The sequence below is a fragment of the Dyadobacter sediminis genome (assembly GCF_005860765.1).
In the GTDB taxonomy this organism is placed as follows: Bacteria; Bacteroidota; Bacteroidia; order Cytophagales; family Spirosomataceae; genus Dyadobacter; species Dyadobacter sediminis.
In genome coordinates this window covers 1,351,523-1,365,757 of sequence record NZ_VCEI01000011.1, presented here as the reverse complement: position 1 = coordinate 1,365,757, position 14,235 = coordinate 1,351,523, and the positions used below count along the sequence as shown (strand labels likewise).

Genomic DNA, 14,235 nt, shown 5'->3' with positions numbered 1-14,235 from the left:
TCCTCTCTGTAACATCAAAAGCTCCTGTACAGTTTGATCCGGATCTGGATTTCATTTTATGGCAGGCTTGGGAATCTCTATTTCCACGGTAATACCTATATCTTTTTCTGAGTGGATATTCAGTTTTCCGCGCAGGCTGTCAAGCCTGTTTTTAATGTTTCTGAGTCCGATTCCCTGTTTCGACTGATCCATCATTCCATTGCCGTTATCACGGATTACCAACTGAATGCTCTTGAGATTTTCCTTAAGTACTACAGTAGCTTCCGTTGCTCCGGAATGTTTGATGATGTTATTCGTTAATTCCAGAACAATGCTGTACAGTTCAAATTCGATTTTGTTATTCAGCCGCTGGTCCAGCCCCGAAATGTTCAGGATGAATGAAATATTCTTGTTCTCGTTCAGCTTGTCGATTAGCCGGTGCATGGCCATGACAAGCCCGTGTTCTTCCAGTTCCTGCGGCATCAGGTTGTGCGACAGACTTCTTACTTCCCTGTAAGCAGATCTTACCATCTGATGCACACTGTCATAAATCTTTTCTTCTTCGGATGATAAAACTTTTTTATCAATTCCATACAAGTACCAGTTCAGTGAAGCCAGCGTACCGCCCAGATTGTCATGCAGCTCTGCGGCCACGCGTTTTCTTTCAATAGCCTGCCCGCGGATCAGCGCTTCATTGATTTCCGCATTCTTTCTTCTCAGCTTTTTGTTGTTAAACCATAAAAAAGCTGCAAAACCGATAATCAGTATGGAAAATGCAATCAGAATCTGAAGCGCTGTTCGCTGTTCGCTAACCAGTTTTTCCTGATACTTGGAATCCATCAGCTGATTGTCATAGCTGAGCTGATACATGGTATACTGCCGCTGAACGGTTTCATTATGAAGCATTCTCCGGTTAAAAATGACTTTTTCCAGATAGTCCAGTGCTTCCAAGTACATGTGTTTCCCTTTATACCCTTTTGAAAGCGATAACAATGCCCAGTTGGTTTGCTGTGAAGAGTGGTAGATATTGGAGTAATCCAGTGCTTTCAGCGAAGTTTTAATGGCTTCATCATACTTGCCGCTGAGCGCATATGTGTTTGCAAGATCATTCAATACGTTCAGTTCACCGTACAGATTATTGATTTTCTGAAACAAAACCAGCGATTTTTCAAAATATTCCTCCGCCTGTGCATGCTCACTTTGAAGGACATGCAAATAACCCTTGCTTTGAAGTACCGTAGCTTTTCCCCAGTCCGAATGTAGCGTATCAAATAATGCATAGGCATGATCATAGTACGGTATAGCTTCATCGTACATCTTTTTTTCCCGAAAACTGTTGCCCATATTTTCAAGGCATATGGCTCTGGCGCTGTCCGCACCCAATGTTTTAAAAATCCGGATGGCATGACTGTAATTGACTCTTGCAGAATCCCATTGGCGGTACTCGGAATAACTGTCGGCCAGAAAACGCATTGCCTGTGCCGTATAGAACGGCATACCGATCTGTCTGGACAGAATCATTGTTTCATTGGAAAGCTCCCGTAGCACGTCGTAACTTCCATCCAGTAAATAATAGGTGCTCAACAAGTTGTATGCCAGTATTTTACCTTTGCTCCACTCATGCTTTTGTGAAAGGCGCAATACATATTTGGCATAAAACATGGCTCTTTCGGCATCCTGAAAAAGGTAAGTCGAGGAGAGTTTGTGGTATTTCAGGATCAATAGGGTATCCTCCGCAAAATTTTCACGCGGAAGCGCAGCGACAATGTTTGACTTTTTAGCCGTATGATTCTCATCCTTCTGAAAGAAACTGCATTGGCTTCCTGAAAGTAAGAGGGTCAAAAGAAAAAGAGTAGTCAGCCTGTATAGATTAGCCATAAAGAGGAAAACCGTATCGGGCAGGCTTAAAGGCAGGCCGCGTATTGTAAAGGATTTTCATGGTACACATCCGGTATTTTATTTGACATGTCAAAGATAGAAAATGAATCGGGAACATTATTCGCGTTTTCGGCATGTCATGAATTAAGGATCAGGTACTGTCTGGTTGCTGTGCTAAATCCGGAAAATGGTTCAAACCGCGCCTTTAAAATAACAATAAGGATGATAAGTACCCACTTTTTCGTGTGAAGGTCAAATGATATTCATGGTTTGTTCCTTTATTTTTTCAAGTTCGTCTTTCATTTGCACTACAAAATGCTGAATGGTTGCATCGTTGGCCTTTGATCCGATCGTATTGATTTCCCTGCCTATTTCCTGGGCGATAAAATTGAGTTTCTTGCCGTTGCTTTCACTTGCCTTCAATGTTTCGGTAAAGTAGGTGAGGTGATTGGCAAGCCGTATTTTTTCTTCTGAAATATCAAATTTTTCAACATAGTAAATCAGTTCCTGTTCAAAACGGTTTGTATCAAAATTGTCGTCAGCCAGCAGTTCCCTTACTTGTTTTTCAAGGCGTTCACGAACGGCAGGGATCCGTAATTTATCCTGTTCGGAAACGCTGTCCAGCAAACCGCTGATCGTTTTGATGTACTCAACAAACTTGTCGGAAGTCATTTTGCCTTCCTGTTCACGAAAAACGTTGCATTTCCGGAGTGCTTCCATGACGGCTACTTTAATCTGTGCCCAGTCATTTTCCTTGTCCGAATCTTCCGCAGCTTCGTTATTATAGGCATTTGGCATTTGCAGCGCAATGCGTAACAGCTCGGTCATGTCAGGTAAAAATCCCAGATCCGTTGCGGTGGCTGAAAGATCCGCAAAGTAAGCATTGACAAGCGGCTTGTTGACAGACGTCGAAGCTACGGTTTTGCCGACTGGCTGCACGGAAAGCGTAAATTCAACCTTTCCTCTTTCCAGCGATTGCGTGATCAGGTTTCGTATTTCGATTTCCTTGTCCGAATAATTTCTGGGAATGCGGCAGTAAATATCCAGAAATTTGGAATTAAGGGTTTTTATTTCAACCGTTACATTGATTGAGTCGGACTCGATGTTGGATACACCGTATCCGGTCATTGATTTTAACATGATGAATCGCTTTTAAAAAAAGAAGTTGTTTGGTACTGAAATCCAGCGGCAGAAATGAATCGGCTTAAAACCTTTGCTTGCCGCCCGCTTTTGCAGGATGCTGGCTTTCCGAAGGCTGTGGTTTGGAGATCAGGGCATTTTTATTTAGTTCACTGTTAACGATCCTGAACCTCGAAACGTCGCATGCAAGGTAAATGGCCTGTAACAAAGAGCCGGGCTCCGCAATGTTTTTTCCGGCAATGTTATATGCTGTTCCGTGATCCGGCGATGTACGCACAATGGAAAGTCCGGCAGTAAAATTAACGCCTTCATTAAAGGCCAGTGTTTTGAAAGGAACAAGGCCCTGGTCGTGATACATGGCCAGTACGGCGTCGTACTGCTTGTAAGTGCCGGCCGCAAAAAAGCCATCCGCTGGAAATGGTCCGATGACAAGATGCCCTTTTTCCTTGAACTGCCTGATTACCGGTTGAATAATTTCAATTTCTTCACTGCCGAGCAAACCGTTTTCTCCGGCATGCGGATTTAGTCCGAGAACGGCCAGTTTAGGTTTTTTTATGCCAAAATCACCTTTCAGGGATTGCAGGATTTGTTCAATCTTGGCGCTCAGTTTCTCAGGTGTAATTTGTGAAGCTACTTTTCCAAGCGGAATGTGGCCTGTCAGAACACCGACTCTCAGTTCTCCTGCGACCATAAACATCAGGGCTTCATTCTTGTTAAAAGCTTCGGCAAGGTATTCCGTATGGCCTGGAAATTTGAATGTCTCGCTTTGTATATTGTCTTTATTGATCGGACCGGTAACCAAAGCCTGAATGCTGCCCGATTTAAGGTCTTCAACGGCCCGGTTAAGAGCTGCAAGGGAACCTTGTCCGGCTTCAGGCGTGATCTTGCCCGGCTGGATTTCCGTTTGCTGATCCGGCCAGCAGGTGATGACATTCGTTAATTTCGGGTTGGCCTGTTCCGGCCGCTGGATCCCGTGCAAAGTCCAGTCTTTCATTTCAAACAGGTTCCGGTACTGATTTAGCACACGCAGCGAACCGTATATGACAGGCGTGCATAATCTTGCCAGCTGGTTGCCTTCCAGTGCTTTCAGGATTACTTCGGGCCCGATGCCGTTATAATCGCCAAGGGTTATTCCTATAATTGGTTTATCGGTATTTTGATCGCTCATGGAGGTAAAATGCGGTTGTAACTGTGCTTCTGAGTAATTCTGTATTACTTTTGCCAAACGTTTGACCGGCAAGTTACAAAAAATCCTGTGCTCCCATGAAAATCCTGATAGCAGACACGATGCATTCTTCTCTTTTTACCATGCTGCAGGAGCAAGGCTGGGATTTTACATATCATCCGGAATATCGTCGGGAAGACATAAAAGCGGCTATTTCAAACTATGAAGGAATTGTAATCCGGAGTAAAACTTTTCTGGACAAAGAAATGCTGGCTCCCGCCGGTAAGCTGCGGTTCATTGCCAGGGCAGGAGCGGGCCTGGACCTTATTGACCTGAATGTAGCCAGAGCACGCGGTATACAGGTTTTTCATGCAGGAGAAGGAAACCGTGATGCCGTAGCGGAACATGCGCTTGGAATGCTGCTGAGCCTGTTTAACAACATCACCAAAGCAGACCGCGAAGTGCGTCAGGGAATCTGGGATCGGGAGGGAAACCGCGGTGTGGAACTGATGAACAAAACAGTCGGGATAATCGGATATGGAAACAACGGCTCGGCAACGGCAAAAAGGCTGAGCGGTTTTGGCTGCCGCGTTCTGGCTTATGACAAATACCGGGATCATTACGGAGACGAATTTGCAGCGGAATGTACGCTTGAACAAATGACCAAAGAAGCCGATATACTCAGCCTTCACATTCCGTTATCCGAAGAAACCCGGTATCTGATCAATGAGGATTTTATTGGAAATTTCTTAAAACCGTTTTATCTGCTGAATCTTTCACGCGGAGAAATCGTGAACCTGGATGCGGTTGTACACGGACTTCAGTCAGGAAAAATAAAAGGCGCTTGTCTGGACGTTCTTGAAAACGAAAAAATCAGCAAGTTGTCTCCGGCGCAGCAAACTGCGTTTGATTACCTGCGTACTTCGGATAAGGTGGTGCTCACGCCACATATCGGCGGCTGGACACATGAAAGCTATGTACGGATCAATGAAGTTCTTGTGCAACAGATTGCAGAATGGCTGAAAGTCGCTACGCCTGTATTTTAAAGTAAAAATCACAAGCTGACAGTTATCAAACAAAAATGCCGACCAAAGGTCGGCACGTTTGCATCTATTAGCCATGAAAAATAAAATACTTACTTGCCCAGTGTACCGCGAAGTGCACGAGGGATTTCTACCGAAGCGATCGGATTGCTTCCGGCTGTTAATATAACAAAATTTTCTGCCTTAATAGCTCCCACTTTCACAGATTTTCCTAAATCCAGTTCTGTTACATCAACATTAACATAGTCCGGAATGTTCTCGGCCAGACCTTGTACGCGCAATTTACGCAATTTTTGGTTCATTTTACCACCTTTCATTACTCCGGTTGAAGTACCTGTCAGTTTTACCGGCACCTCCACTTTTATCTCTTTTCCGTCAACGATTTCCAGAAAATCCGCGTGGATCAAAGAATCGTTAACCGGGTGATACTGTTTTTCCTGAAGAATGGCATTATATAATGTACCTTCAATATTAAGCGTCACGTTAAAAATATCCGGTGTGAAAAGCAATTCACGGAACAACATGGCCGGTGCATAAAAATGTACCTGCTCGTTACCTCCGTACAGCACAGATGGAACATAACCCTGTGAACGTAATTCCTGGGCCTCCATCTTGCCGAGATTCGCTCTTTTAAACCCTACAATCTCATGCTTTTTCATAAGAATATTAAATTAAAATATAGTTAAAAATAAATTTACTGATGATTTATAAACAATGAACTAATAGATTCATGATCACGGATACGACCGATCGCTTTTGCAAAAAGCTCAGCAACGGACAATACGCGTATTTTTGCATTCTGTTGCTTCAACGGAATCGTGTCTGTAATGATCAGCTCCTCCAGAACAGAATTTGCAATATTTTCGTGCGCTTTTCCGGACATAATTGCGTGAGTACTAATGGCTCTTACCGAATTGGCGCCTTTTCCAAGAATTATTTCGGCTGCTTTGCAGAGCGTACCGCCGGTGTCAATAAGGTCATCGACAAGCACGACGTCCATGCCTTCCACGTCTCCGATTACCTGCATGCTGGCTATTTCGTTGGCTCTTTTCCTGTGTTTGTCACAAAGGATCATGTCCACATTCAGGAACTTTGCAAAATTTCTGGCCCTCGCAGCGCCGCCCATATCCGGAGATGCAATCAGCAGGTTTTTAAGGTTCAGGGATTTGATATAAGGAACAAAAATGGAAGTTCCTTCCAGATGATCCACGGGCAAATCAAAAAAGCCCTGGATTTGTCCGGCATGCAGATCAACAGTCATTAATCGATCAACGCCTACGGACGTCAGCAGATTTGCTACAACCTTAGCAGCAATCGCTACCCGCGGCTTGTCTTTTCTGTCCTGCCTTGCATAGCCGAAATAAGGAATTACAACGGTTACATAATGCGCAGAAGCACGACGGGCCGCATCGACCATCAGCAATAATTCAAGTAAATTATCGGCCGGAGGAAATGTGGACTGGATCAGAAAAACGTCGCAGCCCCGGATTGATTCCTCAAAACTAGGGGATAACTCTCCGTCGCTGAATTTCCTTAACGTATATCCACCCAGTTCCTTGCCATAATACCTGGCTATGTCTTTGGCCAAATACTCGGATTGACTTCCCGAGAATATTTTTACTGTATTGAATGAACCCATTGGCCAAACTAAAATTTGCGCAAAATTAAGTAAAATCAGTTAATTGCGGTAATATTTTACCAAAAAAGTATTGTAGAGCCTAACACAAAGCCATCCGATCAGCATTCCGATCAGTGCACCGGTCAGAATATCGCCCGGATAATGCACGCCTACATATACCCTGCTGTATGAATATACGATAGCCCATAAAAAAATCAGGCCCATATAACGGACTTTTTCTTTCAGAAAAGCAAACCATGTAAAAGCCACTGCAAAACTGGTGGAAGCATGCGAAGAGGCAAACCCGTAGAGTCCGCCGCAGTCCGTTACCTGATTAAACAAGCCCCGTAAAGAAGGCTCATGACAGGGCCGGAAGCGGATGAAGTACGGCTTCATAAATCCTGACGTAATTTTATCCGCAATAATCACAGCAATCAGAACCATTGCAATCGTTGCAAAACCTTCTTTTCTGTTATAGCGCATCGTAAGTACAATCAGAAAAAGGTAGAGCGGAATCCATGTATATTTGAATGTAATCCAGTACATCAGCGTATCCAGCCACGGCGTATGCATGCTGTTCAGCCACAGGAACAATTCCTGATCGGAACGGATCAACATATCAATTGCATGCATCATGAGCTGAATCCGAGAACTTTACGGACCTTGGTAATGGTTTGCTGTGCGATGGCTCTGGCTTTTTCTTCGCCTTCCTTCAGTATTGCTTCCAGTTCGCTTTCGTTTTCCATATAATAGTTGAAAATCTTGCGTGGTTCGGCAAATTTTTCCAGCAGGCATTCGAACAGTGCCTGTTTGGCATGTCCGTATCCATAACCGCCCTTTTCATAGTTCTGACGCATGGCAGCTACGTCGGACGGCGATGCAACCAGACTGTACAGTTTAAAAGTAATATCCGTTTCCGGATTTTTGGGATCTTCCAGTGCCGTCGAATCGGAAACAATCTTTTTTGTAACCTTTTTCAGGTCATTTTCCGGCACAAAAATGTCAATGTAGTTATGGTATGACTTGCTCATTTTTTGTCCGTCTATGCCGGGTACCGTCATGACTGCTTCGTCAATCTGTGGTTCCGGTAATATCAGAATATCTTCTCCTGCAAGCTGGTTGAAACGGTTTGCAATGTCTTTGGTCATTTCCAGATGCTGCTTCTGATCCTTGCCGACCGGTATAATATTGGCGTCATAAAGCAGAATATCTGCGGCTTGTAGAACAGGATATGTAAAAAGCCCGGCATTTACATCAGCCAGTTTTTCCGATTTTTCCTTGAACGAAGTTGCGTTCGCCAGCATGGGAAAAGGCGTGAAGCAGTTCAGGTACCAGGCCAGTTCCGTATGTTCCTGAATGCGCGACTGCCGCCAGAATACATTCTTCTTGTAATCAAACCCGAGTGCAAGCCATGCCGCAGCAACGGCACGTACATATTCCGTTCTCAGTGCTCCGTCTTTCAGCGAAGTAAGCGAATGCAGGTCTGCAATGAAGAAAAACGACTCGTTCTCAGGATTTTTTGATAATTCGATTCCGGGCAGGATCGCTCCCAAAATATTTCCCAGATGGGGACGCCCGCTGCTTTGAATGCCTGTAAGGATTCTGGCCATTTAGATAATTTTGTTATTGGTATTTTACTTTAATCCGTTACAGATTGGATCAGATCGCGAATCTGCTTGGCTGAAATCGACTGTCTTTCAGATTTGTCGTAGATATTTAATAAATAAATTTTGTAATCTTCTTCAAGATAGTACGTGATAATCCTTACTCCGCCGCTTTTGCCTTTTCCTTTGCTTTTAACCTGACATCTTATCTTGTAAGCGTGCGATCCGAGTGATTTTCCAAGTGTCGGATTTTTATACAATTCTTCAATAAGCAGTTTTATATCAGATTCAGGAGATGGAAATTTTTTAGAAAGTCTTTTGTATTCTTTTTTAAATTCTGGTGTGTAAGTGATTTTAATCATTCAAACAGATCGTTAATTTCAGGTTCTGCCATTTTGCCTGCTTTCATCATTTTCATTTCCTTGACAGACTGGCTTAAAGATTCAACGAGTTTTTCTTTCTTCAGCTTTTTCTGAATCTCTTCCCAATCCTTGATCGGTATCACAACGGCGGTCTTTTTTCCTTTTTCGTTTGACAAAAATTGGACGTTCATATCTTTCAGTCAGTTAGCATTTTTGAGGATTACATTCCTGCTTCTATTTGCCAAAATTCGTTAAATTGAACAAGAAAACGTAGTAGATTTGAATTTTATAGTTGCAATAAATCACAATGGAATCCCAAACACTTCACTTCCTCAGCCAATTAGCAGAAAATAACAACAGAGACTGGTTTCAGGAGCACCGGAAAGATTACGACGCCGCCAAAGCAGACATGGAAAGTCTGGTGGGTTATCTGATTCAGCAGATCGGAAAGTTTCAGGACCTTGGAAATCTTCAGGTAAAAGAATGCCTTTTGCGCATAAACCGCGATATCCGGTTTTCCAAAAACAAGGCACCGTATAAAAATAACCTCAGCGCAGGAATTGGTCCGGGCGGTAAAAGTTCGGGCAAAATTGATTACTATATTCAGATCCAGCCGCACGATCAGACTTTTCTGGGCGGAGGAATGTGGGAAACCACTTCCGAACAGATTGCACGCTACCGTCAGGAAATCGATTATAATGCAGACGAACTGAAAACCATTATCGAGCAAAAGGAATTCAGAGATTTTTTTCCTGAAATATCCGGCGAGTCACTCAAGACCATGCCCAAAGGTTACCCGAAAGATCATCCCGAAATTGAGCTGCTCAAACGTAAACAGCTTTTCTTTATGCACCGTTTTACGGATAAGGAAGTGGCTTCCAAAGATTTTGGTGAAAAAGTGTTAAAAGGTGTTCGAATCCTTAAACCTTTTACCGATTATATGAATTATATATTATATGAACAGCATACGGAGCAATGATTTCAGGTCATTGAAATTTCGTTCTGAAAGTCCGCAGTTCACTCATTTTATCTGATAACATGCAGTTTTCCCACTTACATTGCCATACCCAGTTTTCACTGCTGGACGGTGCGGCGGATATAAAGAAACTATTTAAAAAGGCCAAGGAAGACAACATGCCGGCTGTTGCCATTACAGACCACGGCAATATGTTCGGTGTGTTCGAGTTTGTTGCGGAAGGCAACAAGCAAGGCATCAAGCCGATTGTAGGCTGCGAGTTTTACGTCGTGGAAGACAGGCATGTGCGTCAGTTTACAAAAGACAAAAAGGACGTTCGCCATCATCAGCTTTTACTTGCAAAAGATGAAATCGGCTATAAAAACCTGGTGAAAATGTGTTCGCTCGGCTTTATCGAGGGCATGTACGGCAAGTACCCGCGGATCGACAAAGAGGTGATTGTCAAATACCATCAGGGGCTTATTGCAACTACTTGCTGCATTGGTGCCATTATCCCGAAAACCATTCTCAAAAAGGGCGAAGAAGAAGCTGAAAAGGAGTTCAGATGGTGGCTGAATCTCTTTGGGGATGATTTTTATGTAGAACTGCAGCGCCATGAAATCCGGGATCAGTACATTGTCAATGAAGTGCTTGTAAGGTTTGCCAAGAAATATAATGTTAAGATTATTGCTTCAAACGACTCGCATTACGTAGATCAGGAAGACTGGAACGCGCACGATATTCTGCTTTGTATCAATACCGGCGACAAGCAGAGTACGCCTTCGGCCAAGGATTTTGATGACGACAAAGGCATTCCGAAAGGTTCGCGTTTTGCGTTTTTCAACGACCAGTTTTATTTCAAGAACACCAGTGAAATGATGAAGCTGTTCAACGACCTGCCTCACTCGCTGGATAATACCAATGAGATCGTTGACAAGATAAAAACGCTTGATTTAAGAAAAGATATTCTGCTGCCCAACTTTCCGATTCCCGAGGAATTCAAGACGCATACGCTGTCGGAAATGGCCGGAAAAAAAGAGCTTACGGCTGATGTTCTGAACCAGTGGGAATATCTGAAGCATTTGACCTTTGAAGGCGCGCGCAGAAAGTACGGCACGGTAACACCCGAAATTGAAGAACGCCTCAACTTTGAACTGGACACGATCCGGAACATGGGTTTTCCCGGTTACTTCCTGATCGTTGCAGATTTTATTGAAGCCGGCAGGAATATGGGCGTATTTATAGGTCCGGGCCGTGGTTCCGCGGCGGGTTCCGTGGTGGCGTATTGTACCGGAATCACGAACATCGACCCGATCAAGTATGATCTGCTTTTTGAGCGTTTTCTGAACCCGGACCGGATTTCATTGCCCGATATTGATACGGATTTTGACGACGAAGGCCGGCAGAAAGTAATCGATTATGTGGTTAAAAAATACGGTTATAACCAGGTTGCACAGATTGTAACCTATGGTACCATGGCTGCCAAATCGGCGATCAAGGATGTGGCGCGCGTGATGGATCTTCCGCTTGCCGATGCGAATGCACTGGCCAAACTGGTTCCGGACAAGCCGACTTACAACATGACGCTGAACCGCATATTTACTGCGCCGCTGGAAGGAGAGGGAAGCTTGATGAAGAAAGAAGGAATTCAGCCCGATGAGCTGGATAACGTCAAGAAAATGCGTGCGATTGCTTCCGGAACCGATTTGCAAGCCAGTGTTTTGCAGGAAGCTCGTCGGCTGGAAGGAACGGTACGGAATACCGGAATTCACGCTGCGGGAATTATCATCGCGCCGAGTGATCTTACCGAAATTATCCCGGTGAGTACTTCCAAGGATTCCGATTTCCTGATTACGCAGTATCAGGGAAAAATCATTGAAGATGCCGGTGTAATCAAAATGGACTTTCTGGGGCTCCGAAACCTGACCATTATCAAGGAAGCGTTGCGGCTCATCAAGCAAAATCATGACGTGGATATTGTCATTGACGACATTCCGCTGGACGATCCGAAGGTTTTTGAGCTGTTCCAGCGTGGAGAAACCAACGCCATTTTCCAGTTTGAATCAGACGGGATGAAAAAGCACATGCGCGACCTTATTCCAGACCGGTTTGAGCACCTTATCGCTATGAACGCGTTGTACCGACCCGGCCCGATTGCCTACATCCCGAACTTCATTCGCCGAAAAAACGGTCAGGAGGAAATTACATATGACTTGCCCGAACTGGAAGAATATCTTGCTGATACTTACGGGATTACGGTTTATCAGGAGCAGGTGATGCTTTTGTCCCAGAAGCTCGGAGGATTTACAAAAGGACAAGCCGATACTTTGCGTAAAGCCATGGGTAAAAAGCAGATTGAAACGCTGAACAAAATGAAAGGCGATTTCATGAAAGGCGGAACTGCAAAAGGGCTGGATGCCAAAAAGCTGGAAAAGATCTGGACGGACTGGGAAGCATTTGCGTCTTATGCCTTTAACAAGTCACATTCAACGTGTTACGCTTTTGTTGCGTATCAGACTGCATACCTCAAAGCGCATTATACGGCAGAATACATGTCTGCGGTACTCACCAGTTCACTGGGAAACATTGAAAAGATCACCTTCTTTATGGAAGAGTGCAAGGCGCAGGGAATCAAAGTGCTCGGGCCGGATATCAACGAATCGGACCGGCAGTTCAATGCCAATAACAAGAATGAAATACGTTTCGGGCTTGCCGGCGTAAAAGGTAGCGGAGATGCGGCGGTGGAATCGATTATCGAAGAACGCAATGTAAACGGGCCTTATAAAGATATTTTTGATTTTATAACCCGGGTCAATTTAAGGACGGTTAATAAGAAAACACTGGAAAGCCTTGCTTATGCGGGTAGTTTTGACTGTTTTCCGGAATATCACCGTGCACAGTATTTTGCCGCTGAACCCGGAGAAAACGGGACATTTATCGAACGCCTGATCAAATACGCCAATAATTATCATGCGGAAAAATCTTCGGCTCAGGCTTCCTTGTTCGGTTCGATGGGAATGGGCAGTTCCATGCTGGCCAAACCAAGAGCTGCCGAAGTAATGCCGTGGGACGATCTGACAAAGCTTCGTTACGAGCAGGAAGTGGTCGGATTTTATATTTCAGGTCATCCGCTGGATACTTTCCGGGTGGAACTCGACAACTTCTGCAACTGTACGCTGGACAAGGTGATGGAAATAGCCGAAGGCGAGAAGTCACCCAAATATTTTGGCAAGGAAATCAGCGTCGGCGGAATTGTTACGAGCGCCATGGAAAGGATGTCCCGGAACGGAAGTCTTTTCATGATCTTTAAATTGGAGGATTACCGCGGTTCCATGGAAATGCTTTTGGGCGGCGAGGATTACATCCGTTTCAAGAATTATCTTCAGGTCGGGCAGTTTCTGTACATCAAAGGAAAAGTCCAGAACCGGTGGAAACAAGAAGATCAGTTTGAGTTCAAGATCACACAGATTCAGCTGCTGCCTGAAATCCGTGAGAAAATGTGCAGAAAAATAAAAATCAACCTGGCACTGGATCAGATTGATGCGCAGTTTATTCATTTGCTGAATGATACTTTTGGTAATCATCCGGGCCAATGCGCTGTAAATATGGTGGTTACGGATCCGGAAACGCATCTGGAAGTAGAAATGGTATCACGCGGTTACAGGGTTTCTCCGTCCAACGAACTCTTCAAAGTACTAAGCGGAGTTCACGGCGTAAAATTCTCTTTAAACTAAGTTTGTAATTGAAGGAATCCGGAACTTTTAGTCCGTATATTTCCTTATAGCATCAGATTAATAAAAAAACATTAGACAATTTTTGACATGGGAAAAGCAATTGAGATTACCGATAGCACCTTTGAAGAACTTATCCAGGGCGACAAACCAGTACTTGTAGATTTTTGGGCAGAATGGTGTGGCCCATGTAAGATGATCGGACCTGTTGTAGAGCAGCTGGCCGGCGAGTATGATGGAAAAGCCGTTATTGGTAAAATGGACGTGGATATGAACTCATCGATACCTGCTAAATTCGGTATTCGCAGCATCCCGACATTGATGATTTTCAAAGGCGGACAATTGGTTGACAAAGTTGTCGGTGTAGTTCCAAAAACAACTTTGGAAGATAAATTGAATGCTCAGATCGTTGCTACTGTATAAGTACAGCAATTTGAGATAATGAAAAGGCTCCGTTTGGAGCCTTTTTTGTTTTATGCCTTTACTAAATCACTTTAATACACTAATCTGTTGATTTTTCATATTAAAAAAGGTATATAATTGTATATCTTTGAAGGAATACCATACAGCACACTATTTTTGAAGTCTTCAGAATTTCACAGGCTTATCAAGAAAAATGGATGGATACATATCCGTACATCAGGGAGCCATTACGTGTATCAAAAGAATGAAATGATTTATCCGGTACCTTTTCACGGCGCCAAGGAAATGCATGAAGGGCTTAGGAAAAAGATTTTGAAGGAAATGGATTTGAAATGAG

Annotated in this window: 14 protein-coding genes; 5 read left to right on the top strand and 9 right to left on the bottom strand. The window is 43.9% G+C overall.

The features are described from left to right. Positions 1 to 51: 51 nt before the first annotated feature. From FEM55_RS06285 to pdxA, 3 genes are all read right to left on the bottom strand, one after another. Positions 52 to 1,857 (bottom strand): tetratricopeptide repeat-containing sensor histidine kinase, encoded by a 1,806-nt coding sequence (locus tag FEM55_RS06285; RefSeq protein WP_138280421.1) that lies wholly within the window; start codon positions 1,855 to 1,857, stop codon positions 52 to 54. A 252-nt stretch (positions 1,858 to 2,109) separates the two neighbouring features. Further along, the gene (locus FEM55_RS06280) at positions 2,110 to 2,997 is read right to left on the bottom strand and encodes a YicC/YloC family endoribonuclease (protein ID WP_138280420.1); all 888 of its coding nucleotides are present in this window, start codon (positions 2,995 to 2,997) and stop codon (positions 2,110 to 2,112) included. A gap of 64 nt (positions 2,998 to 3,061) precedes the next feature. After that, positions 3,062 to 4,165: a 4-hydroxythreonine-4-phosphate dehydrogenase PdxA gene (gene pdxA, locus FEM55_RS06275; RefSeq protein WP_138280419.1), complete on the bottom strand. Its 1,104-nt coding sequence runs from the start codon at positions 4,163 to 4,165 to the stop codon at positions 3,062 to 3,064. Positions 4,166 to 4,260: 95 nt separating this feature from the next. Here pdxA and FEM55_RS06270 point away from each other — a divergent pair, with 95 nt between their 5' ends. Further along, positions 4,261 to 5,208 (top strand): 2-hydroxyacid dehydrogenase, encoded by a 948-nt coding sequence (locus FEM55_RS06270; RefSeq protein ID WP_138280418.1) that lies wholly within the window; start codon positions 4,261 to 4,263, stop codon positions 5,206 to 5,208. Positions 5,209 to 5,297: 89 nt separating this feature from the next. Here FEM55_RS06270 and FEM55_RS06265 read toward each other — a convergent pair whose 3' ends face one another. Genes FEM55_RS06265 through FEM55_RS06240 form a run of 6 tightly spaced genes read right to left on the bottom strand, consistent with a single transcriptional unit; the run spans position 5,298 to position 8,980 of the window. After that, complete coding sequence (locus FEM55_RS06265; RefSeq protein ID WP_138280417.1) at positions 5,298 to 5,864, bottom strand: 50S ribosomal protein L25/general stress protein Ctc; 567 nt, start codon at positions 5,862 to 5,864, stop codon at positions 5,298 to 5,300. Positions 5,865 to 5,899: 35 nt separating this feature from the next. Then, positions 5,900 to 6,844, bottom strand: a complete 945-nt coding sequence (locus FEM55_RS06260) for a ribose-phosphate pyrophosphokinase (protein ID WP_138280416.1) — start codon at positions 6,842 to 6,844, stop codon at positions 5,900 to 5,902. A 39-nt stretch (positions 6,845 to 6,883) separates the two neighbouring features. Continuing rightward, positions 6,884 to 7,459 (bottom strand): phosphatase PAP2 family protein, encoded by a 576-nt coding sequence (locus tag FEM55_RS06255; protein WP_138280415.1) that lies wholly within the window; start codon positions 7,457 to 7,459, stop codon positions 6,884 to 6,886. Next, positions 7,456 to 8,433 (bottom strand): tryptophan--tRNA ligase, encoded by a 978-nt coding sequence (gene trpS / locus FEM55_RS06250; protein WP_138280414.1) that lies wholly within the window; start codon positions 8,431 to 8,433, stop codon positions 7,456 to 7,458. Before trpS ends, FEM55_RS06255 begins: the two co-directional genes overlap by 4 nt. A gap of 29 nt (positions 8,434 to 8,462) precedes the next feature. Next, complete coding sequence (locus FEM55_RS06245) at positions 8,463 to 8,789, bottom strand: type II toxin-antitoxin system RelE/ParE family toxin (protein WP_138280413.1); 327 nt, start codon at positions 8,787 to 8,789, stop codon at positions 8,463 to 8,465. Further along, positions 8,786 to 8,980: a hypothetical protein gene (locus tag FEM55_RS06240; RefSeq protein WP_138280412.1), complete on the bottom strand. Its 195-nt coding sequence runs from the start codon at positions 8,978 to 8,980 to the stop codon at positions 8,786 to 8,788. Before FEM55_RS06240 ends, FEM55_RS06245 begins: the two co-directional genes overlap by 4 nt. Positions 8,981 to 9,096: 116 nt before the next feature. Here FEM55_RS06240 and FEM55_RS06235 point away from each other — a divergent pair, with 116 nt between their 5' ends. The 4 genes from FEM55_RS06235 to FEM55_RS25390 all read left to right on the top strand — a co-directional run bounded on the left by FEM55_RS06235 (position 9,097) and on the right by FEM55_RS25390 (position 14,234). Beyond that, positions 9,097 to 9,768, top strand: a complete 672-nt coding sequence (locus tag FEM55_RS06235) for a DUF2461 domain-containing protein (RefSeq protein ID WP_138280411.1) — start codon at positions 9,097 to 9,099, stop codon at positions 9,766 to 9,768. Positions 9,769 to 9,827: 59 nt separating this feature from the next. Further along, positions 9,828 to 13,478, top strand: coding sequence for a DNA polymerase III subunit alpha (dnaE, locus tag FEM55_RS06230; RefSeq protein WP_138280410.1), 3,651 nt, complete (start codon positions 9,828 to 9,830; stop codon positions 13,476 to 13,478). An 87-nt stretch (positions 13,479 to 13,565) separates the two neighbouring features. Continuing rightward, on the top strand, positions 13,566 to 13,898 hold the full coding sequence (trxA, locus tag FEM55_RS06225; protein ID WP_138280409.1) for a thioredoxin: 333 nt from the start codon (positions 13,566 to 13,568) through the stop codon (positions 13,896 to 13,898). A gap of 117 nt (positions 13,899 to 14,015) precedes the next feature. Next, positions 14,016 to 14,234: a type II toxin-antitoxin system HicA family toxin gene (locus FEM55_RS25390; protein ID WP_212748296.1), complete on the top strand. Its 219-nt coding sequence runs from the start codon at positions 14,016 to 14,018 to the stop codon at positions 14,232 to 14,234. Position 14,235: the final 1 nt, after the last annotated feature.

Coding starts and splice junctions, on each gene's coding strand:
- FEM55_RS06285 (WP_138280421.1), bottom strand. CDS start 1,857: ATGGCTAATCTATACAGGCTGACTACTCTTTTTCTTTTGACCCTCTTA.
- FEM55_RS06280 (WP_138280420.1), bottom strand. CDS start 2,997: ATGTTAAAATCAATGACCGGATACGGTGTATCCAACATCGAGTCCGAC.
- pdxA (WP_138280419.1), bottom strand. CDS start 4,165: ATGAGCGATCAAAATACCGATAAACCAATTATAGGAATAACCCTTGGC.
- FEM55_RS06270 (WP_138280418.1), top strand. CDS start 4,261: ATGAAAATCCTGATAGCAGACACGATGCATTCTTCTCTTTTTACCATG.
- FEM55_RS06265 (WP_138280417.1), bottom strand. CDS start 5,864: ATGAAAAAGCATGAGATTGTAGGGTTTAAAAGAGCGAATCTCGGCAAG.
- FEM55_RS06260 (WP_138280416.1), bottom strand. CDS start 6,844: ATGGGTTCATTCAATACAGTAAAAATATTCTCGGGAAGTCAATCCGAG.
- FEM55_RS06255 (WP_138280415.1), bottom strand. CDS start 7,459: ATGATGCATGCAATTGATATGTTGATCCGTTCCGATCAGGAATTGTTC.
- trpS (WP_138280414.1), bottom strand. CDS start 8,433: ATGGCCAGAATCCTTACAGGCATTCAAAGCAGCGGGCGTCCCCATCTG.
- FEM55_RS06245 (WP_138280413.1), bottom strand. CDS start 8,789: ATGATTAAAATCACTTACACACCAGAATTTAAAAAAGAATACAAAAGA.
- FEM55_RS06240 (WP_138280412.1), bottom strand. CDS start 8,980: ATGAACGTCCAATTTTTGTCAAACGAAAAAGGAAAAAAGACCGCCGTT.
- FEM55_RS06235 (WP_138280411.1), top strand. CDS start 9,097: ATGGAATCCCAAACACTTCACTTCCTCAGCCAATTAGCAGAAAATAAC.
- dnaE (WP_138280410.1), top strand. CDS start 9,828: ATGCAGTTTTCCCACTTACATTGCCATACCCAGTTTTCACTGCTGGAC.
- trxA (WP_138280409.1), top strand. CDS start 13,566: ATGGGAAAAGCAATTGAGATTACCGATAGCACCTTTGAAGAACTTATC.